The sequence below is a fragment of the uncultured Bacteroides sp. genome (assembly GCF_910578895.1).
In the GTDB taxonomy this organism is placed as follows: Bacteria; Bacteroidota; Bacteroidia; order Bacteroidales; family Bacteroidaceae; genus Bacteroides.
In genome coordinates this window covers 1-20,421 of record NZ_CAJTSC010000012.1, presented here as the reverse complement: position 1 = coordinate 20,421, position 20,421 = coordinate 1, and the positions used below count along the sequence as shown (strand labels likewise).

The following is a 20,421-nucleotide window of genomic DNA, read 5'->3' as shown; positions in this document are numbered from 1 at the left end:
TTGGAGTACAGCGGTACTCCTTTTTTTATGCCCATCAGCTTCAAAACATGCTCGGCTTGCGAAACGACTTATCTTTCCGGAAAAAACAGTTTCTTTCATTTCCCCCTCTTCAAAATGAAAATCCTCAAATAAATAATTATCTTTACTCCGAAAAAAATACAGGTAATGGATATACATACATTCATCAGTAATTACCGGGAAGCATTCGGGCAACATGCCGAACTCCCCATCGCTTTTTGGTACTCCGACCAACCGGAAGTTCCTACGGAGAAGATAAACGGATGTTTCTTCAAAAGCATGATACAGGTAAGAAACGGCAAGACAATCAGCCTCAACGCAGAGAATATAGGTTGCGGCGGCGGTAAATTCTACACCGGCTTTACAGATATGCCAGAACGTGTGCCCGGTTTTGTCTCCCTGAAAGAGAAATATAAGAAAACGCCCGGAATGGTCATAGACTTCATACAAGAGTTGCAAGTGCCCAAAGCCGGAAAAGCCTATCTGCACTTTGCACGAATTGACAAGATAACTTCTTTCGACGCGGTCGAAGGTATCTTGTTCCTTGCCACTCCGGATATACTGGCAGGACTGGCCACATGGGCTTACTTTGACAATAATGCCACGGATGCCGTGTCGGCTCCTTTCGGTTCGGGCTGTTGCTCTGTAGTGACCCGGGCTATCCTTGAAAACCGTAAACATGGGAGAAGTACTTTCCTGGGATTTTTCGACCCGTCTGTACGCCACTATTTCGAAGAGGACTTGCTGAGTTTCACTATTCCGATGTCACGGTTCAGGAAAATGTATCACACCATGCGCGAGAGTTGCCTGTTCGACACACACGCTTGGGGCAAACTCAAAGAAAGGATACAAAACATGCCAAGCACGCAGCAAGAAGAAGCATCATTCAATCATCTGAATTTAACTTTTGAAATCCGTCCGGACATCATGTTACGTGAGGTGACGATAGAAGATGCGGCGGCAATATACCATGCGATTGATACGCACCGCGACTATATGCGTACATGGCTACCGTTTGTCGATAATCTGAAATCCGTAGCCGATGAAGAACAGTTCCTGAAAAGTATTCTCTCCGCTCCCGCCGACAGTTACGAACCGATATTCGGCATTTGGAATGGAAAGAATGAAATTTGCGGGTTGATAGGTTTTCATTTCTCCGACTTCGCCAATCATCGTACGGAAATCGGCTATTGGCTGCTGCCCGAATACCAGCACCAAGGTATTATGACCGCTTGTGTACGCCGCCTATGCCAATGGGCTGTCGAAGCCAAAGATATAAAACGTATACAAATCCGTTGTGCCACAGGCAATGCGGCAAGTAATGGCATTCCCGTCAGATTGGGTTTCCGCCTGGAAGGGACAGAACGCGCCGGAGAACTATTGGCTTCGGGAGAATATACGGATATACATGTATATAGTATTTTGAAAGAAGAAATCGTATAAGACAGAAGAACATAAGAACAAAAAAGAAACATGGAAACAAACCAAGCCTCTTCAAAATTTCAGGATGCGTCAATCGCTCCCATGCACACTACCGAACATGTTGTCAATCAGACAATGATCAGATTATTCGGTTGCGGGCGCTCCGTCTCTGCCCATATAGAACGCAAAAAAAGCAAATTGGACTATCTGCTGAACACCTGCCCCACAGAAGAGCAAATAAAGAAACTGGAAGAGACCGTTAATGAGGTCATGGCACAGCATCTGCCTGTCACTACCGAATACATCACCCAAGAAGAAGCTCAAGGACGATTCGATTTGGACCGATTGCCGGAGAACGCTTCAGAGACCGTGCGTATAGTAAAAGTGGGTAATTATGACGAATGCCTTTGTATAGGCACACACGTTACCAACACTTCCCAAATAGGAATTTTCAAAATAATCAGTCATGATTGGGATGATGCAAACAAACGTTGGCGAATACGCTTTAAATTAGTAACGGCATAATAAAAGCCGGAAGTGTCGACACACTCCGGCTTTATATTGGCAAGCACCGCACCTTATCCCGAACGGAATAGGCAGGTAAGACATTTTATTCTATTTTTCTGCCGTTTGGTTCCGACCTTGCTCTGATGCTTTGACCTGTACGGTTTTTTCCTCCTTGATAGTGTTGCAAGTACCATTGAAGCAGGCTTTGGGTTCGACTTCCAACTTATAGGTATAGATATCGCCATTCACCATACATCCGGCTTTCAACATCAATTCATCCGAAATATGTATGTCACCTTTCAAGGTACCCTGCAATATGGCGGAAACGGAAGTCACATTTCCTATAATTTTCCCTTGAGGACCAAGCACTACAGTTTTACGGCACGTGATGTTACCTTCTATCGTCCCATCCACCCGCAGGCTTCCTTCCACATCAATCGTGCCTTTTAAAACCGTACCTACCGCTACAGTAGTCAATTTTAAAGGTTCGGATGTGGCAATGTCATGCTCTTTGTCGTCTTTCTTTTTACCAAACATAGTATCTTTATTAATGTTGTTACTTTTGTTTATTTTACAAAAGTAAGAAAAAATACTGAACTGCAAAAAATAGCGCTGTTATTTATATTCTTCCCAAGACTTGATAGCCAAATCGTCCGGCGTCATTGTACAGAACGCATTGATAAACGCACTTGCCAACCGTGCATTCGTAATCAGCGGAACATTTAGATCGATAGCGGCACGGCGTATCTTGTAACCGTTGTCCAGCTCTCCCGCCGTAAGATTTTTCGGAATATTCACCACCATATCAATCTCCTTTTTATGTAGCATATCGAGTGCCTGCGGTTGCATACCCGATTCGCTCGGCCAATAGACGCGGGTGTTTTCCACACCGTTTTCCGTCAGGAACTTGCTCGAACCGCCAGTGGCAAACAGCCTGTATCCTTTCTGCTGAAGCATACGGGCAGCGGAAAGCATATCCACCTTCTGCTTCGGCGTACCGGTAGAGAGCAAGATATTCTTCTGCGGAATACGATAGCCCACCGAAAGCATCGCTTTCAAAACAGCACAAGATGTATCACTGCCTATACACCCCACCTCTCCCGTACTTGCCATATCCACGCCCAATACCGGATCTGCCTTCTGCAGGCGATTGAAGGAGAATTGCGAAGCCTTTATTCCCACATAGTCGAGGTCGAACAGGTTCTTGTCCGGTTTCCGTACGGGAATGCCGAGCATCACTTTCGTGGCGAGTTCGATGAAGTTTATCTTAAGCACCTTACTCACGAACGGAAATGAGCGCGATGCACGCAAATTACATTCAATCACTTTGATATCGTTATCCTTGGCAAGGTACTGGATGTTGAACGGACCGGAAATATTCAGTTCACGGGCAATCTCACGACTGATACGCTTGATACGGCGTACCGTCTCCACGTACAGTTTCTGAGGTGGAAACTGGATGGTGGCATCACCGGAATGCACACCGGCAAACTCAATATGCTCACTGATGGCGTATGCGATAATTTCACCATTCTGCGCTACCGCATCCATCTCCACTTCTTTGGCATGCTCAATAAACCGGCTCACTACCACCGGATGCTTCTTCGAGACATTTGCCGCCAGTTGCAGGAAGCGTTCCAGTTCCTCGCGGTTGGAACAAACATTCATCGCCGCACCGGAAAGGACATACGACGGACGAACCAGCACGGGAAATCCCACCTGTGCCACGAAAGCGTCAATGTCTTCCAAAGAAGTCAGCGCACGCCACTCGGGCTGGTCTACGCCGATGCGGTCGAGCATAGCAGAAAACTTGTCACGGTCTTCAGCATTATCTATGCTCCTGGCACTCGTACCGAGAATTGGTACGTCTTGCGCATCAAGACGCAAGGCAAGATTATTGGGTATCTGTCCGCCTGTAGAAACAATAACCCCGTACGGGTTTTCCAGTTCAAGGATATCCATGACGCGCTCGAAGGTCAGTTCATCGAAATAGAGACGATCGCACATATCATAGTCCGTAGACACAGTTTCGGGATTATAGTTAATCATGACACTGCGGTAACCTTCCTTGCGGATAGTGTTCAGCGCCTGCACACCGCACCAATCGAACTCCACCGAAGAGCCGATGCGATAGGCACCCGAACCGAGGACAACGATTGATTTGCGGTCGCCCAAGTAATGCACATCATTGGCGATGCCGCTGTAGGTCAAATACAGGTAGTTGGTCTGCGCAGGATATTCGGCAGCAAGGGTATCTATCTGCTTTACTACAGGCAACACTCCCACGCTCTTACGGTAATTGCGTATACAAAGAATGCCCTCTTCCATATCGCCCTCATAACCGATGGCACGTGCTATCTGGAAATCGGAAAATCCCTGTATCTTCGCCTTGCGCAGCAACCCGACAGGTAAATCGGCAATTTGCTTATGATTTCCGCTCCACTGCTTCAACTCCTTGCTCGTATTCATTATGTTCATCAACTTCTCAAGGAACCACCGGTCTATCTTTGTCAGCTCATGTACCTGGTCTACCGTATATCCGGCGCGGAAGGCTTTGGAAATAACGAAAATACGCTTATCGGTAGGTTCGCGCAGCGCCTTATCTATGTCGGGAATGACCAGTTCTTTGTTCTCCACAAAGCCGTGCATTCCCTGTCCTATCATACGTAAACCTTTCTGGATAGCCTCCTCGAAAGTACGGCCAATTGCCATGACCTCGCCGACCGATTTCATGCTTGAACCCAACTCCTTGTCTACACCGTGGAACTTACCCAAATCCCACCGTGGAATCTTACAGACCACATAGTCCAAGGCAGGTTCGAAGAAAGCACTCGTGGTCTTGGTGACAGAGTTCTTCAAGTCGAAAAGCCCGTAGCCCAATCCCAACTTGGCGGCAACGAATGCCAACGGATAACCAGTTGCCTTAGAAGCAAGTGCGGATGAACGGCTTAAACGTGCATTTACCTCGATAACACGATAGTCTTCGCTTTCGGGATCGTAAGCATACTGCACATTACACTCGCCCACGATACCGATATGACGGATGATTCGGATGGCAAGTTCGCGCAGTTTATGATAATCCGTATTGCTCAATGTCTGCGACGGAGCAATAACGATGGACTCTCCTGTATGGATGCCCAACGGATCGAAGTTTTCCATATTGCAAACCGTGATACAATTATCGAAACGGTCGCGCACCACCTCATACTCCACTTCTTTCCAACCGCGCAGCGATTTTTCCACCAACACCTGCGGAGAGAAAGAAAAAGCCTTTTCCACCAAAACATTCAGTTCTTCTTCGTTATCGCAGAAGCCCGAACCCAATCCACCCAACGCGTATGCAGCGCGCACAATGACCGGATAGCCCAGCTCAGCGGCAGCACGGCGGGCATCCGCGGCATTCTCCACAGCCTCACTCTTGATAGTCCTTACATCTATCTCGTTCAACTTCTGCACGAATATCTCGCGATCTTCCGTATCAATGATTGCCTGTACGGGCGTGCCGAGTACCTTTACACCGTATTTCTCGAAGAGACCTTCCTTGTAAAGCGCCACACCGCAATTCAGGGCGGTTTGTCCGCCAAAGGCAAGCATGATGCCGTCCGGACGCTCCTTCTCAATAACTTTCTCCACAAAATAAGGGGTTACGGGCAGGAAATAAATCTGGTCGGCAACTCCTTCCGAAGTTTGCACTGTAGCAATATTCGGATTGATAAGAACGGTATGGATACCCTCTTCTTTCAATGCCTTGAGCGCCTGCGAACCCGAGTAATCGAACTCTCCCGCCTCCCCGATTTTCAATGCACCGGAACCAAGCAACAGGACTTTCTTTATATTGTTCTCTTTCATTGTTGTTGTTCTTTTTATATTACGAATAAGACAATACCAGCCTCAACAAATCTTTTTTTACTTCATAAGTTTGACAAATTCATCAAAAAGGAATTCCGTATCCGTGGGTCCGCTGGCAGCTTCGGGGTGAAACTGTGCGGAAAACCAAGGATTTCGCTTGTGGCGGATACCTTCGTTGGAACCATCATTCATATTGATGAAAAGCGGTTCCCAATCTTCGCCCAACGTGTTGTTGTCTACCGCATAACCGTGATTTTGAGAGGTGATGAAGCAACGTTCCGTGCCTACCATGCGTACAGGCTGATTATGGCTACGATGCCCGTATTTCAGTTTGTATATCCTGGCTCCACCGGCTTTGGAGAGCAACTGGTTGCCCATACAGATGCCGAAGATGGGAAGTTGTTCATTCTCCATCGCCTTACGTATATTCCGCACGGCAGCATCACAAGTGTCGGGGTCGCCGGGACCGTTAGAAATGAAAAGCCCATCGAACTCCAATCCATTGAAATCGTAGTTCCACGGCACGCGAATCACTTCCACATCCCGCCGCAACAGGCAACGGATGATGTTAGTCTTGACGCCGCAGTCCACAAGGACAACTTTCTTCCTGTCCCGTCCCTCGTTATAACGGATAACTTCCTTGCAACTCACCTTATCCACATAGTTCACACCGGCATAAGTAGCTTCGGGAACTTCATCGGGGATGTCATCGAAAACAATCTTTCCCATCATCACTCCATGCTCACGCAGAACTTTCGTCAGTTGGCGGGTGTCGATACCCGTAATGCCCGGCACTTGCTCACGCTTCAGCCAATCACCAAGACTTTCCACGGCATTCCAATGGCTGTAGCTCTCGGAATAATCACTAACGATAACAGCTTCGGCATGGATGCGTTCGCTCTCCATGAACGTAGCCAGCCCGTCAGGCTCAAAGGTAAAGGGTGGCACACCATAGTTACCCACCAGCGGATAGGTGAGCGCCATCAACTGCCCGGCATACGAAGGGTCGGTCAGGCTCTCGGGATAACCCGACATAGCTGTATTGAAAACCACCTCTCCAGCCACCGGTTTTTCATAGCCGAACGACTTGCCACAAAAGCGGCTCCCGTCGTCAAGGATAAGAGTTACATTTCTCATTGGTTCAGTAATTACTTTGTATCTTAATTCTTCTTTTTTTCTTTATCTCTCTTAGGACAACTCCTCCCCGGAAAACCGACTCCCGTCCCAGTTAAAACTGGTATATCTGTTCGATGTAGTCTATAAACGCCGCATTCAACAGCCTTACACCGCCCGGAGTGGGATAATCGCCGCTAAAGTACCAATCACCCTGATGCTGCGGACAGGCTTCACGCAAGCCCTCAAGCGGCTGATATACAATCTGCACCTTTGCCTTCGTGCCCTTCGGAGTAAGCAATTCCACCATTTTGGCGGAAATCTCCTCATCGGTAAAGGGAGCGTAGATTTCTTTCACGTAGTTCACCACTTGTTCCTTAGGCAAATCCGCCTGCTCTTTGGACTTCCGGTAGGCGGATTCAATAACATCACGCATCTCACGCTCTTTCAGCAGTTCGATGGCAGCCTTAAAAGCGATGAACTCACTCATTTTCGCCATGTCAATCCCGTAATAATCGGGATAGCGTACCTGCGGTGACGAACTTACAATTACAATCTTCTTCGGACCGAGACGATCGAGAATACCGATGATGCTCTGTTTCAAAGTGGTACCGCGTACAATACTGTCATCTATAATAACCAAGTTATCCACACCAGGTACGAGACTACCGTAGGTAATGTCGTAAACGTGGGCAGCAAGATCATTGCGGCTGTTACCTTCGGCAATGAAGGTACGCAGTTTAATGTCCTTTATAGCCACCTTTTCGCTCCGTATGCGACGGGACAGGATGCGCTCCAGCTCGTCATGGCTGGGGTTGTGTCCCAAAGCGGCAATCTGCCGGACCTTCTCTTCGTTGAGATAGTCATCCAATCCCTGCAACATTCCGTAGAATGCCACTTCTGCGGTATTCGGTATAAAGGAAAAGACCGTATGATCTATGTCCTTATCAATGGCTTTCAGAATGTTGGGCACCAATTTCTCACCCAGCAGTTTACGTTCCTTGTAAATGTCCATGTCACTTCCTCGGCTGAAGTAGATGCGCTCGAAAGAACACGGTTTCACCTCACGCGGTTTATTGACCTGCACCGTGCGAAGATTTCCACGCTTATTAATGAGCACCGCCTGCCCCGGTTGTAACTCCTTAATGCGGTCGGCAGAGACATTGAGTGCGGTCTGTATGACAGGTCGTTCGCTGGCAAGCACCGCTATCTCATCATCCTGATACCAAAATGCCGGACGAATACCCCACGGATCGCGTACAGCGAATGTCTCACCGCTTCCGGTAAGCCCGCACATCACATAGCCCCCGTCCCACTCTTTACTTGAGGTGCGCAATACGTTGGCAAGGTCAATATGGTCTTCAATGTAATGTGTGATATCCATGCCCGTCAACCCCTCGGCTTCGGCAAGGTTGAAAAGACGTTCCACTTCACGATCCAACCGATGTCCCACCTGCTCCAGCATGATGTAGGTATCGGCATATTTACGCGGATGCTGACCGATGGCAGTGATACGTGCGAAGATTTCGTCCACATTTGTCATGTTGAAGTTGCCGCAAAGGGCGAGGTTCTTGGCACGCCAGTTGTTCCTTCTAAGAAACGGATGTACGTACGAGATACCTGACTTCCCCGTAGTGGAGTATCGCAAATGCCCCATATACACTTCGCCCGCAAAGGGCAACGCGCGCTTTGCATAACCGGCATCATGCAGTTGCTCCTTTGTCAGGTCTTTAAAGTGACCGTGCACCGTATCGAATATCTCCGTGATGGCACCCGAACCAAGCGCCCGTTCACGAAACATATATTCCTCGCCCGGATTTGCTTCCAATTTCACACAAGCCAATCCGGCTCCTTCCTGCCCCCTATTATGCTGCTTCTCCATAAGGAGATAGAGTTTGTTCAGCCCGTACATCCATGTACCATACTTCTCTTCATAATATTCCAGCGGTTTCAGCAGGCGTATCATGGCAACGCCACATTCATGCTTCAGTTGTTCCATCTATTTATTTACTATATTACTCCCTATGCTCGCGATACCTCTTAAGTACTACTGATTTATTGTCTTATATTCTCTGAATGACAGATGGTCAATGATATAAACACATTTTCAACATCTACTTATATTATATCTTCGGCACATAGGCATGTTGATGATTTACAATTTGATAATCAAGAAATCAATACGATTGACAACCTAAATATATTCTACAGATACATGTTATATCGGTATTTGATTTTACGACAGCAAAGATATACATTCTTCAGAACATAAAGTCAAGATTTACTCTATTTCTTTATCAAAAGAATAGAAAAAAGATATTTCCTTATCAAAAAGACAACTAAAACAATGCTTTAAAAGCAAAAAGAAAATCATTACAAATCTAAAGCAAACGAAGGAAATTTGATTTAGGATTAGAAGAAAACAAATGCTATTTCCTATCAGACTATAACTTCATGCTTCTATAAGAGCGCCCCAAAAAATACTTGAACAGTAATTTTAAAACAGATACATGGTTCCGGCAAATACTCTGATATGGCAGGTAGCAAATATATAACAGGCAGTAGTCAAACATAAGTTTTCACCATACGCCTCACAATTGAATTTCAGCGAGCATTCTTTCATATTCATAATGTTTACACTATCTTTGCCTAAAAAGATGAAGATAATCAAAACAAATATTTATAATTTCAATACCTGATGAAATCAAGAAGCCTTATTATCACCGCCGCCCTACTGCTTGCTGTATGCAGCGACATACAGGCACAATCCACCCAAGTCATCGCCCATCGCGGATTCTGGAAAACCGAAGGTTCGGCACAGAACTCCATCGCTGCATTGGTAAAAGCCGACTCCATCGGCTGCTATGGTTCCGAACTTGATGTATGGCTCACAGCCGACAACCAACTGGTGGTAAACCATGACAGTACTTTCAAAGGAGTAGATATGCAGAACTCCACCGTACGGCAGTGTACCGCCGTAATACTGGAAAACGGAGAACAACTCCCTACCCTGCAACAATATCTGAAAAGAGCGAAACAACTGAAAACACGTCTCATCCTGGAACTGAAAGCCCATAAAACACCTGAACAGGAGACACGAGCCGTAGCCGCCATCGTAAAGATGATAAAGAAGATGGGATTGGACAGTCGTACGGAATACATCACTTTCTCGCGGCATGCCACCAAAGAGTTCATACGTCTTGCTCCCAAAGGTACTCCGGTGTATTATCTGCAAGGAGACCTCGCTCCTAAAGACCTAAAAGAATGGGGCTGTGCCGGACCCGACTATCACTTCAGCGTGTTCAAAAAACATCCCGAATGGATTAAAGAAGCTCACGAGTTGGGTATGAAAGTAAATGCCTGGACCGTAAACAATACGCAAGACATGGAGTGGCTGATAGATCAAAGCGTAGATTTCATCACTACCAACGAACCCGTAGAGTTACAGAAAATATTACAATAAAAGTTTCGACGCACAATACTATACAAATAAATATGGACTAATCGTCCGCAGTTTTTTCAATATACAAAGGTAAGAAGATATGAAAACAAGAAATGCAAAATTAGGAGTAATAGCACTACTCGCTGCAGTAATGCCTTTCACGGCAAAAGCACAAGACAAAGTAGAAGCATCGGTAGGTGCAGACATCGTAAGCGGTTACGTATGGCGCGGACAAGACTTAGGCGGCGTAAGTATCCAACCCAGTGCATCAATTGCCTACAAAGGTTTTTCATTGGAAGCATGGGGGTCGGTAGGCATCCAAAAAACAGACACCGACGGTTATGATGCCAAAGAGCTGGACCTGACGTTGGGCTACTCCAACAGCGGATTTTCCGTATCAATCACCGATTACTGGTTCAATACCGGAGCCGGCTACTTCCACTATGGCGCGCACAACACCGCACACCTGTATGAAGCCCAAGTAGGTTATGATTTTGGTCCTGTGGCAGTGAACTGGTACACGAACTTTGCCGGAGAGGATGGTCTCAAAGAGAATGGAAAGAGGGCTTACTCATCTTATATCTCCGTAACCGCTCCTTTCAGATTGGGCGGGTTGGATTGGACAGCCGAAGCAGGCGCCACCCCGTGGGAAACGGACTTTTACGGAGCGGATGGATTTTCCGTATGCGATGTCAGCCTGGGAGTTTCGAAAGAGATTAGGATTACCGACTCATTCTCTCTCCCACTCTTTGCCAAAGCCACTTGGAATCCTTGCTCGGAAGGCGCTTATTTCGTTGTGGGACTAAGTTTTTAGGTTATCACCGTAAGCCGTACAATACCGACATTGCCGAAGCCCTCTCGTCCCTTACCATTCAAGGAACTTTCCACGTTCCCTGCGCTTCTGCAACTCCCTTTGTAGAAAACGACGGCGGTCTTTGGCAATGTAACGGCGAGCAAAAATATTGGGAACCGCCACGCCCAGCGCAATGCAAAGAATAATCAGTGAAGCGTTGATGCCGTTGGACACAGCTACCGTCACCTCGCCTACCACGCCGTGCATATTGATAAAGGCAATCAGGGCGCGATACATCAACACCCCCGGAATCATCGGGATAACAGAAGGGATAGTAAGCACATGGTTGGGCACGTGAAACCAATGAACGGCCTTCACCGCCACCAAACTCACCACCATAGCCCCCATAAAAGAACCGATAACGGGACCGAAACCCAGTTCGAAGTTGATAAAGTTGCGTGTACACACGGCAAGGATGCCACCTACAGCCACCACCCACAGCAGACGGCGCTGGATATTGAATATCATGGAGAAACCCATGGCGGATATGGCTGCCGCAATGGCATATATATAGTAAGGGTCATGCGGAACCATACTCAACTCACTGAACTTCCTGTCAATCACCACATCTTCCATAGCCAGCAAACGCATAGCGATGACAATGCCGAAAGCCATGGCACATACCATCAGCACCGTATTGACGGCACGTACGATGCCCACCTGTATATAGTTGTCAATCATGTCGTCCACAAAATTGATAATAGGAACGCCCGGCACGATGAACAATGCACAAGCCAGCAATGGATGATACGGAGTGGACGAAAATCCCATAAAGGTAGTGAGATAGGCAAGGCAGGTGGACACCAATGCCGCAATGCCAATACTCATATAAAGATTAATGCCAAATTCCACACAACGCGCACGGACGCGGAAACCGGCAAAAGCTGCAATGGAAGCGAATAGAAAAGCAATCCAATCGCCACCGAACAATTTACAAAAACCGCCGCAAGCAAATCCTGCCCCGACAGCAATAAGAAAGGGAGTATAGTTACGCTTTTTGTTTTTTATCTTCTCCAGCTCTTCCTCATACCGGTCAAGCGAATAGTCTTCCTCAATAGCTCGCCAAGAGAGCTTGCTGATTTCGGAAATGGCGGTCATGTTGATGCCATGCTTCTCGCACTTCTGAAATTTGGAATAAGAATGTGATTCATCACTCAAATTCACCATCAACATGGTATATGTCACGTCAATGTGGAGATTTTCTTCGGGCAATCCTAAATAAGCTGCTACGCGATTCATATTGCGTACGATACGATTGGTGTCGGCGGCACTCTCCACTAATATTTTCCCTGTACGAAGCAATAAATCAAGCTTCCTGCGCAAAACAATTTCCTGTTCAACCATTGTATTATCCATCAAACTTTCTACTAACTATTTGTTTTTATTTGTCTCCCCCAAAAAGGGTACAAAGATACGGAATAAGTCGAGAGCAAAAACAAATTTATTTGATTTTGCCAAACGGAAATATCTAAGATGAAGTCAAAGATAGGGAAAGGTATATACGAATCGGTCTGTCGTAAAGAGAGGGGATTTACAAAAAAGGGGGATGTCAATACTTCGACAGAATGATATGCCTGTCAAAGTATTAACACCCCCGTTTATATCAAGCAAATGCAATGCTGAATATCAACAGGCAGCACGCGCGTCTAAACGAAGCGCACCACCTGCTCTGCTATTTCATCTTAGATGAACCAACGTACGTAACAGAAATCCTGACGGTGAGGAAGTTCCGCATTCTTCGGGAACATACGATAAGCTACCTTGAAGCTACCTGCATTCTCCAACTTATGCTTCGCCTGGAACGTATAGAGATTACCCTCTTTCTTCACTACATCGAACGGTTCTACGGAGTAAACATGTTGTTTACCATCCTGAGCTGTATACGTAGTCACCAATTCCAGACCGATGGCATCATTCAAGCCCTTCTCGTCAATGACATAAGTAATGGTGTATTCCTTGCCGCTTTCGATGGAACCTTTCACCAACTCTTCCGTCTTGTCGCAAGACACTACTTCAATACTGTCCCACTTGGCAACCACTTCCTCTTTCCATGCAGCGAGTTCCTTAGCTTTAGCATAGTTATTGGCTTCCAACGCTTTGAAGCGTTTTGCCTCTTTAGTATAGAACTTACTGTAGTAATCGTCCAGCTGACGCTTCATAGTGTAGTGAGGCGCAATCTGAGCAATCGAGTTCTTGATGGTTCTTATCCAACCTTCGGAATATCCCTTCTTGTTGCGTGCATAGTACAACGGCAGGATTTCCTGCTCAAGAATACTGTAAATGGTAGCAGCATCCAGTTGGTCTTGGTATCCCTGGTTCTGGTAAGTACGCTTTTCCGTCAGCGCCCAGCCGGCACCTTCGCGATAACCTTCCAACCACCATCCGTCAAGTACAGAGAAGTTAACTACACCGTTCATCAATGCCTTCTCGCCGGAAGTACCGGATGCTTCAAGCGGACGTGTCGGAGTGTTCAACCAGATATCTACACCCGATACAAGACGGCGTGCCAAATGCATGTCGTAGTTTTCGAGGAAGATAATCTTACCTAAGAACTCCGGACGGCGGGAAATTTCGATGATTCTCTTAATCAGTCCCTGACCTGCACCATCGTGCGGGTGAGCCTTACCGGTAAACAGGAACTGCACCGGATAGTCGGGATTGTTCACAATCTTAGCCAAACGTTCCAAGTCGGTGAACAGCAAGTGTGCACGTTTGTAAGTGGCAAAACGGCGTCCGAAACCAATCAGCAACGCATTCGGATTGATTTTTTCCAACAGAGACACCACGCGCGAGGGATCGCCCTGGTTATTCAACCACGTCTTGCGGTATTCCTTACGAACGTAGTCAATCAACTTATTCTTCATCGCCATACGCGTCTTCCAAATCTCTTCATCGGGCACATTGTAGATAGCTTCCCAAATCTTAGGATTGGATTGATCGTACCAGAAGTTCTCGTCAAAGTGTGCACCATAGAGTTGTTTCCATTCCGTAGCGCTCCATGTGGGGAAATGTACACCGTTGGTAACATAGCCTACGTGCATCTCTTCCGGGAAATAACCTTTCCAAATAGGAGCGAACATTTCTTGGGAAACTTTTCCGTGCAACCAACTCACACCATTCACTTCCTGCGAGGTGTTGCAAGCAAATACGGACATGCAAAAGCGCTCGCCCTTGTCGCCCGGGTTATTGCGACCCAAGTCCATCAGGTCATCCCAAGTAATACCCATACGGGAAGGATATCCACCCATATACTTGCCGAAGAGACCTTCATCGAAATAGTCGTGACCGGCAGGAACCGGAGTATGTACGGTATACAGTGAAGAAGCCCGTACCAACTCAATGGCTTGGTCGTAAGTCAAACCTTCGGCCACGTAGTCGCAAATGCGTTGCACGTTAATCAGTGCCGCATGTCCTTCATTGCAGTGGTATACATCTTTCTTGATACCAAGTTTCTTCAGCGTCAGGATACCACCGATACCCAACAGGATTTCCTGTTTCAAACGGTTCTCCCAGTCGCCTCCGTAGAGTTGGTGAGTGATAGAACGGTCGAACTCGCTGTTCATCTCATTGTCCGTGTCGAGCAGATAGAGCGAAATACGTCCCACGTTCACTCTCCAAAGGAAAGCATGCACGTAGTAGTCCAGGTAAGGAACATCCACAATCACTTGATTACCGTTCTCATCGAGCACACGGTCGATGGGCAACTGACCAAAATTCTGTGCTTCGTAATTGGCAATCTGTTGACCATCCATGGAGAGTGTTTGGGTAAAATAACCGTAACGATACAGGAAACCAACGGCACACAAGTCTACATTACTGTCGGAAGCCTCTTTCAAATAGTCGCCGGCAAGCACACCCAAACCACCGGAATATATTTTAAGAACATGATTCAAACCATACTCCATGCTGAAATATGCAACGGAAGGACGATTACTGTCAGGCTTCACATCCATGTATGCTCGGAATTTGGAATATACCTCTTCTATCCTACGCAAAATAGCCTTATCTTTGGCAAGTGCTTCAAGCTTGGCATAGCTCATGCGTTCCAACAGCAAGACAGGGTTCTGTCCTACTTCTTTCCAGAGAGCAGGGTCAAGGTCTCTAAACAGTTCAGTGGCTTCATAATTCCATGACCACCAAATGTTGCGTGCAAGTTCGGATAATTTCTCCAGTTCTGCAGGAATGTGAGATTTAACATTCACATCTTTCCAGTTCGGAGTGTTTACATTACTAACTTTAATCTTCATTGTATGATTGGTTGATTGATTAATAATTCATATTTTCTTCTCTCAGCCCAACTGGCGCTTCGCCGCATGGCGAAGCGCAAAGTCATAGGCCTCGTAATAATATTCGATAAAATGCTTCCATAAAGCCTGTTCGGCGACTTGTCCGGCACGCTTACGTATCTCCTTCACATCGGCATCCGTCTTTGCAGAGAATGCGGAGATAGTGTCCTTGATGCCATCCGCCACTTCGGAATAGTTGTAGTCCGAACGGTGCAGCACCTCTACCCCGTCATTGATGCCGTGCTGGTTTTTCAGGCTGTTCACCCACAGTCCGAAACCGGCAAGGTCTGTCGTAATAGCAGGCACGCGGAAAGCAACGCTTTCCAGCGGAGTATATCCCCACGGCTCATAATAAGAGGGATAGACACTGAGGTCTTGCCCCAGAATAAGGTCATAATAGTGTTTGTTGAAAATACCATCCTTGCCGTCCAGATAGCAGGGAACAAAGATTACCTTTACTTTGTCTTCCGGGCGGTTTCCCATCCCCATGTATTTCAGCATGTCCAACACTTGATCGTGCGTCATATTGTGCAACCAATGGGTAACAAAAGGTACTTCGAGCGGTGTATTGAATTTCTCCTTACTCTTCAGGCGGTGTTGCAGGTCTTCGCGGGCATCTCCTACCCAACCGGGCACATTGATAAACGCCAAAATATTCTTTTTCAAGTTCTTATCGCGATTCAGGCGGTTTAGTGACTCCAAAAAGACGTTAATACCTTTATTCTTAAACTCATAGCGTCCGCTGGTGCCCACAAGCAGAGTATCATCACCCAAATCTGTACCTAACAGACAATTGGCAGTACGAATCATGGCAGCACGCGCACGTTTACGTTTTCCAATAAAGGTGGATCCTTTCGGCACAAAATCGTCTTCAAAACCGTTCATCAACACGACATCCGCTGCTTTGTCAAGCAGTTCCTTACACTCGTTATTCGTGATTTCGCTTACGGTTGTGAAACAGTCTACGTAGTGCGCAGTCTGCTTTTCTATGGAGTGCTTGGACTGCATGTTGAGTTCTTCCGCCATCTGGTCGCCGTTATAGGCAAAAAGATAGTCGTAAAGCGGCTTACCGTTACCGGCGATAGAGCGTCCGATGGACGTGGCATGGGTAGTGAAAATCGTGGCTATCTCCGGAACGGCGTTCTGCAGGTAAAGGGCACCCATACCGGTCATCCATTCATGCGCCTGATATATCACTTTGTCCGTTTCCGTCAGGTTATAGCGGTAGAAACTCTCCACTACCTTTCCGGCAGCATACGAAAACATGGACGCCTCGTCATAATCGCCGTATGCATGCAACGAATCCACCTGATAACGGTTCCACATCTCTGTATAAATGTCATTCTTCTGAACGAAAAACGGTTGGAAGTCAACCAGTATAACAATAGGGGTACCCGGAATGTTCCAACGGCCCACACGAACGGAAAGATTATCTCGTTCGGCAGCATGTTGTCTCCATGCCGCGCAAAGGTTATCGGATTCAATAAACAGAGGATTCTCTTTTCCTTGCCAAAAATCCGGTCCAATAAAAAATAATCTATCATGGAATTTTGCCTGCAACGTATTTGCCCGTGTAGACAAAACGGTATAGATACCACCAACCTTGTTACATACTTCCCAGCTTGATTCGAAGATGTAGTCGGGGGTTAACAGTGTTTTGGTCATATTGTTTTAATCTCTATTACTTAATCGGGCGCAAAAGTACACATTATTCTTTGAAAAATAGCCTTTTAATCGAAAAAACTAATGAAATATGCATATACAATCGTTTGCGGAATACAGTAACTGGAAGACTTGATTGTCCTGTACAGTACAACGAATCTCTGCAGGCAGCGCAGAAGAAAAAAATCCGCCCCTACCACATTATCTGCGGCAGGAGCGGATTATCGACATCTTCACGTCTATTCTAAACTATACGAGGAAAGTGGCTACCAGTGCCAAGATGGCATAAAATTCCGGAAGAGCGGCATAAATCATCGTGTTGGTCTGTACATCGTGTCCTTGCGAAACACCTACAATACCATTTGCACAAACCTGTCCTTGACGTATAGCTGAAAACAGACATACCAGACCTACGCCCAAACCTACACCAAACCACAACGCACCTGTATCGGCTGTCACCTTGCCGAAATGGAGCAAGAATGCCAAGAATCCGTAAAGTCCCTGCGTAGCGGGAAGAGCGGAAAGAATCATATAACCAGCCGATTTTGAAGGATCTTTCTTCAAAGCGCCCTCAGCGGCGTTACCAGCAATTGTCGTACCATAACAGCTGCCGATACCGGCAAGACCCAACATGAGTCCCATTCCTAAATAACCTAATAATTCGTTCATAATGTTTTTTGTTTTTATACTTGTTTGTTATTTCTATGTATTTACTTCTTAAAGGGTTTATACTCTACTCCTTTACCTTGATAACCGGCGTTTTTGAAATATTCCACAAAGGTCAGACGCAACGGATGCACAAAAGCACTCAGGCAGGACATCGCAATGTTCAACGTGTGTCCCACAAGGATAATCAGCCCGAAGCCTATCCATCCAAACACAGCCGCCACTCCTTCGCGACCGTCCACCACCATTAATGCCAAATTGTTAAACGTCTGTCCCAACATACCGCCCGCCAAACCAAGAGCAAACAGACGGATGTACGACAACGTGTCACCCAAAAGCCCGGAAGCCATATTATACGTATCCCACAGACCCGCACCGATATTCACCAGCACATTACGGTGAAGGTTGTTCAGCAGGTAAATGCCTATCGCTCCCATACCTGCCACGGCAACGAATGCCCATTTAGACACTTCTGCCGGAATGACACTGAGGAAAGAAAGCGTACCCACAACGACACCACCCACAATAAACAGCCACCAGCCCCAGGCACTCAACGATTCCTTGAAGCCGTAGAATACCGTACTATTAACGGCTTTCACCGTCATGGCTATTGAGATATGTACCACCCCGATTCCTAACGCCAGTATCATTTGCTTATCGTAAGTGGAACCAAACAATTCCACATCACCCGCAATGATGAAATTCTTCAAGTGCTGCGGCAGTTCGGAATCAATCAGGCTCATACCGAAGAAAGTACCCAAGAAAGCCCCAAACACTGTTGTAAATATACCCAGCGTGATTACCAGGTTCATCATGCCCGCCATCTCCTTGTTCATTTTCTTCTTCAACAGAAAACCCAGCAGAATCAGGATAAGCCCATATCCAGCATCGCCCATACAGAAAGCAAAAAACAGGGAGAAGAACGGTGCCACAATCGGAGTCGGGTCAAAGTCCGTAAAACTGGGCATACCATACATCTTGGTGAGCACCTCGTACATACGGGTAAAGGCATTGTTTTTCAGCTTCACCGGTACATTATCCTCACGGGTAGCATTCCGTACCTCGTAATATACACCGATTTTATCCAAATAACTCTTCAACTCACTCTCCCGGTCGGCAGGTACCCAGCCTTCCAGCAACACTACCGTTCCCTCTGCCACTTCCTCACTGCTCAGTTTCACCTTCATCCAGTCAATGTCACTGTAGAGGTTACGAGCACCTTGCTCAAGAGTCTTGTAATAAGCTTTGCTGAAATCTTTCAAACTTACTTGAGCCTGCCGGAATGCTTGCTCGTTCTCAGCCAGCCCGACTCTCAACTGCGACAAGCTACGGGCAGGTAGATGGAGCGCTTCAATATCCAGCGTTACCGGCACAGAGGTCACTGTTACAAACCTGAGCTGAATGCCATCGTCATCAATAACAATAGCATTATACTCCTGTTCCCAATTTTCATTATACTCTTTCTTCGGGCAAGCATAGAACTGCACATGCCATCCTGCCGCTTCCAACTTACGCACCGACTCCCAATCGAAATCACCCCAAACTTCCATTTGGGCTATTTCCTTACCGATGGCGGACGTTTGCTGCTCCAGTTGATGGATACGATTTTTCAGCTCATCATATTGTTGCACCAATACATCCGGAGCCAACTCCTCGTGTATCTGTCCATCCGGTTGCTTGTCGGCAAGAAAGTGCATTGATTGGAGCACACCCTTATAAAGCGCCTGCTTTCTGAGTATCGTTTGCAAGGAATCATCCATCTCGCCCCATTGTTTCTCTACAATGTGCACCACTCCCAAATCTCTGAGTTTCTCCAGAAACTCCTCATATTCCTTATGATACACAAGAAACGTGAGTTTCTTCATTTTTGTAATCATGCTTCTGTCTCCTTCCTTTTCTCTTGGTGGGACTTCATGATTTTCTGCGATGACTTGGAAAGATTCTCCTCGTCTTCCATGAATCGCTTGATTTTGCGCAGCGCATCCTGATAGCCCGGAATCTGTACTTTCTCAAAAAGATTCACTTTTTGGGTAGTCTTTTTACGCGCATGTTCCAGCAGGTTCAGCTTGGCAACGATAAATTCCCGCTCAATGGCAGTATGTGCCAGCTCCTTCAGCAAGTGCAATCCGTCTGCATACCATTTAGGTGCGCTGAACAGGCTATAGGGACGTATCTCGAAGTCCACATTCTCAAGCAACGGTACCCGCACGCCAGCAATTTTCTTCACACCAAGATGAACATCGCTGACCTTTATCAATGAGGAATCAAACTCATTCCAAAGGGCGAACATGGCTTCATAAGCTTGGATTTCCTTTTCCAACCTCGCATCCAACGCAGCGGCATCCGCCTTACAACGCTTCACTTCCATACGCAGGGCACTCTCCTTGTTCTTTATGATAGGAAGCGTACGCACACGTACCTTCAGTTGTTTTTCCAACTGCTGGAGTGAGGTTTTGTTATATTGAAACTTAATAGCCACTTTGATAATTAAAAATTTGAAATTAAAAATTAAAGGCTTCTATCTATCACATCTTTATTAATTAAAAAATCAAGCAACGCATTTTATGCTTTTTATCAAACACTTTTTATCTTCTTGTAAAAAT

Annotated in this window: 15 protein-coding genes; 4 read left to right on the top strand and 11 right to left on the bottom strand. The window is 46.5% G+C overall.

The window, feature by feature from the left end; all coding sequences use genetic code 11:
• Positions 1 to 165 precede the first annotated feature (165 nt).
• Both QZ327_RS04685 and QZ327_RS04680 read left to right on the top strand, forming a co-directional pair.
• Entirely contained in the window at positions 166 to 1,461 is a 1,296-nt protein-coding gene (locus tag QZ327_RS04685) for a GNAT family N-acetyltransferase (protein WP_294617545.1), read from the top strand.
• Positions 1,462 to 1,491: 30 nt separating this feature from the next.
• Positions 1,492 to 1,965: a hypothetical protein gene (locus tag QZ327_RS04680; protein ID WP_294617544.1), complete on the top strand. Its 474-nt coding sequence runs from the start codon at positions 1,492 to 1,494 to the stop codon at positions 1,963 to 1,965.
• A gap of 90 nt (positions 1,966 to 2,055) precedes the next feature.
• Here the strand turns inward: QZ327_RS04680 and QZ327_RS04675 are convergent, their stop codons facing one another.
• From QZ327_RS04675 to QZ327_RS04655, 5 genes are all read right to left on the bottom strand, one after another.
• Positions 2,056 to 2,484 carry a polymer-forming cytoskeletal protein gene (locus tag QZ327_RS04675; protein WP_294617543.1) on the bottom strand — a complete coding sequence of 143 codons (429 nt, stop codon included), beginning with the start codon at positions 2,482 to 2,484 and terminating at the stop codon, positions 2,056 to 2,058.
• Between the two features lie 78 nt (positions 2,485 to 2,562).
• Complete coding sequence (gene carB / locus QZ327_RS04670) at positions 2,563 to 5,796, bottom strand: carbamoyl-phosphate synthase (glutamine-hydrolyzing) large subunit (protein WP_294617542.1); 3,234 nt, start codon at positions 5,794 to 5,796, stop codon at positions 2,563 to 2,565.
• A 57-nt stretch (positions 5,797 to 5,853) separates the two neighbouring features.
• On the bottom strand, positions 5,854 to 6,933 hold the full coding sequence (gene carA, locus QZ327_RS04665) for a glutamine-hydrolyzing carbamoyl-phosphate synthase small subunit (protein ID WP_294617540.1): 1,080 nt from the start codon (positions 6,931 to 6,933) through the stop codon (positions 5,854 to 5,856).
• 91 nt (positions 6,934 to 7,024) lie between these two features.
• Complete coding sequence (locus QZ327_RS04660) at positions 7,025 to 8,908, bottom strand: amidophosphoribosyltransferase (RefSeq protein WP_294617538.1); 1,884 nt, start codon at positions 8,906 to 8,908, stop codon at positions 7,025 to 7,027.
• A gap of 498 nt (positions 8,909 to 9,406) precedes the next feature.
• Positions 9,407 to 9,538: a hypothetical protein gene (locus QZ327_RS04655; RefSeq protein ID WP_294617536.1), complete on the bottom strand. Its 132-nt coding sequence runs from the start codon at positions 9,536 to 9,538 to the stop codon at positions 9,407 to 9,409.
• A 69-nt stretch (positions 9,539 to 9,607) separates the two neighbouring features.
• On the opposite strand from QZ327_RS04655, the gene QZ327_RS04650 reads away from it, so the two are divergent.
• Together QZ327_RS04650 and QZ327_RS04645 are read left to right on the top strand one after the other, a co-directional pair.
• Positions 9,608 to 10,372 (top strand): glycerophosphodiester phosphodiesterase family protein, encoded by a 765-nt coding sequence (locus QZ327_RS04650; protein ID WP_294617535.1) that lies wholly within the window; start codon positions 9,608 to 9,610, stop codon positions 10,370 to 10,372.
• Positions 10,373 to 10,451: 79 nt separating this feature from the next.
• Positions 10,452 to 11,165, top strand: coding sequence for a hypothetical protein (locus QZ327_RS04645; RefSeq protein WP_294617534.1), 714 nt, complete (start codon positions 10,452 to 10,454; stop codon positions 11,163 to 11,165).
• A gap of 51 nt (positions 11,166 to 11,216) precedes the next feature.
• On the opposite strand, the gene QZ327_RS04640 is transcribed toward QZ327_RS04645, so the two are convergent.
• From QZ327_RS04640 to QZ327_RS04615, 6 genes are all read right to left on the bottom strand, one after another.
• Entirely contained in the window at positions 11,217 to 12,560 is a 1,344-nt protein-coding gene (locus tag QZ327_RS04640; RefSeq protein WP_294617602.1) for a threonine/serine exporter family protein, read from the bottom strand.
• Between the two features lie 326 nt (positions 12,561 to 12,886).
• The gene (locus QZ327_RS04635) at positions 12,887 to 15,451 is read right to left on the bottom strand and encodes a glycosyltransferase family 1 protein (RefSeq protein WP_294617532.1); all 2,565 of its coding nucleotides are present in this window, start codon (positions 15,449 to 15,451) and stop codon (positions 12,887 to 12,889) included.
• A 42-nt stretch (positions 15,452 to 15,493) separates the two neighbouring features.
• The gene (locus QZ327_RS04630; RefSeq protein WP_294617530.1) at positions 15,494 to 17,155 is read right to left on the bottom strand and encodes a glycogen/starch synthase; all 1,662 of its coding nucleotides are present in this window, start codon (positions 17,153 to 17,155) and stop codon (positions 15,494 to 15,496) included.
• Between the two features lie 246 nt (positions 17,156 to 17,401).
• Entirely contained in the window at positions 17,402 to 17,821 is a 420-nt protein-coding gene (locus QZ327_RS04625) for an ATPase (protein ID WP_294617528.1), read from the bottom strand.
• Between the two features lie 41 nt (positions 17,822 to 17,862).
• The gene (locus QZ327_RS04620; protein ID WP_294617526.1) at positions 17,863 to 19,683 is read right to left on the bottom strand and encodes a V-type ATPase 116kDa subunit family protein; all 1,821 of its coding nucleotides are present in this window, start codon (positions 19,681 to 19,683) and stop codon (positions 17,863 to 17,865) included.
• Between the two features lie 8 nt (positions 19,684 to 19,691).
• Positions 19,692 to 20,297: a V-type ATP synthase subunit D gene (locus QZ327_RS04615; protein WP_294617525.1), complete on the bottom strand. Its 606-nt coding sequence runs from the start codon at positions 20,295 to 20,297 to the stop codon at positions 19,692 to 19,694.
• Between the last annotated feature and the right edge of the window lie 124 nt (positions 20,298 to 20,421).

Coding starts and splice junctions, on each gene's coding strand:
- QZ327_RS04685 (WP_294617545.1), top strand. CDS start 166: ATGGATATACATACATTCATCAGTAATTACCGGGAAGCATTCGGGCAA.
- QZ327_RS04680 (WP_294617544.1), top strand. CDS start 1,492: ATGGAAACAAACCAAGCCTCTTCAAAATTTCAGGATGCGTCAATCGCT.
- QZ327_RS04675 (WP_294617543.1), bottom strand. CDS start 2,484: ATGTTTGGTAAAAAGAAAGACGACAAAGAGCATGACATTGCCACATCC.
- carB (WP_294617542.1), bottom strand. CDS start 5,796: ATGAAAGAGAACAATATAAAGAAAGTCCTGTTGCTTGGTTCCGGTGCA.
- carA (WP_294617540.1), bottom strand. CDS start 6,933: ATGAGAAATGTAACTCTTATCCTTGACGACGGGAGCCGCTTTTGTGGC.
- QZ327_RS04660 (WP_294617538.1), bottom strand. CDS start 8,908: ATGGAACAACTGAAGCATGAATGTGGCGTTGCCATGATACGCCTGCTG.
- QZ327_RS04655 (WP_294617536.1), bottom strand. CDS start 9,538: ATGAATATGAAAGAATGCTCGCTGAAATTCAATTGTGAGGCGTATGGT.
- QZ327_RS04650 (WP_294617535.1), top strand. CDS start 9,608: ATGAAATCAAGAAGCCTTATTATCACCGCCGCCCTACTGCTTGCTGTA.
- QZ327_RS04645 (WP_294617534.1), top strand. CDS start 10,452: ATGAAAACAAGAAATGCAAAATTAGGAGTAATAGCACTACTCGCTGCA.
- QZ327_RS04640 (WP_294617602.1), bottom strand. CDS start 12,560: ATGGATAATACAATGGTTGAACAGGAAATTGTTTTGCGCAGGAAGCTT.
- QZ327_RS04635 (WP_294617532.1), bottom strand. CDS start 15,451: ATGAAGATTAAAGTTAGTAATGTAAACACTCCGAACTGGAAAGATGTG.
- QZ327_RS04630 (WP_294617530.1), bottom strand. CDS start 17,155: ATGACCAAAACACTGTTAACCCCCGACTACATCTTCGAATCAAGCTGG.
- QZ327_RS04625 (WP_294617528.1), bottom strand. CDS start 17,821: ATGAACGAATTATTAGGTTATTTAGGAATGGGACTCATGTTGGGTCTT.
- QZ327_RS04620 (WP_294617526.1), bottom strand. CDS start 19,683: ATGAAGAAACTCACGTTTCTTGTGTATCATAAGGAATATGAGGAGTTT.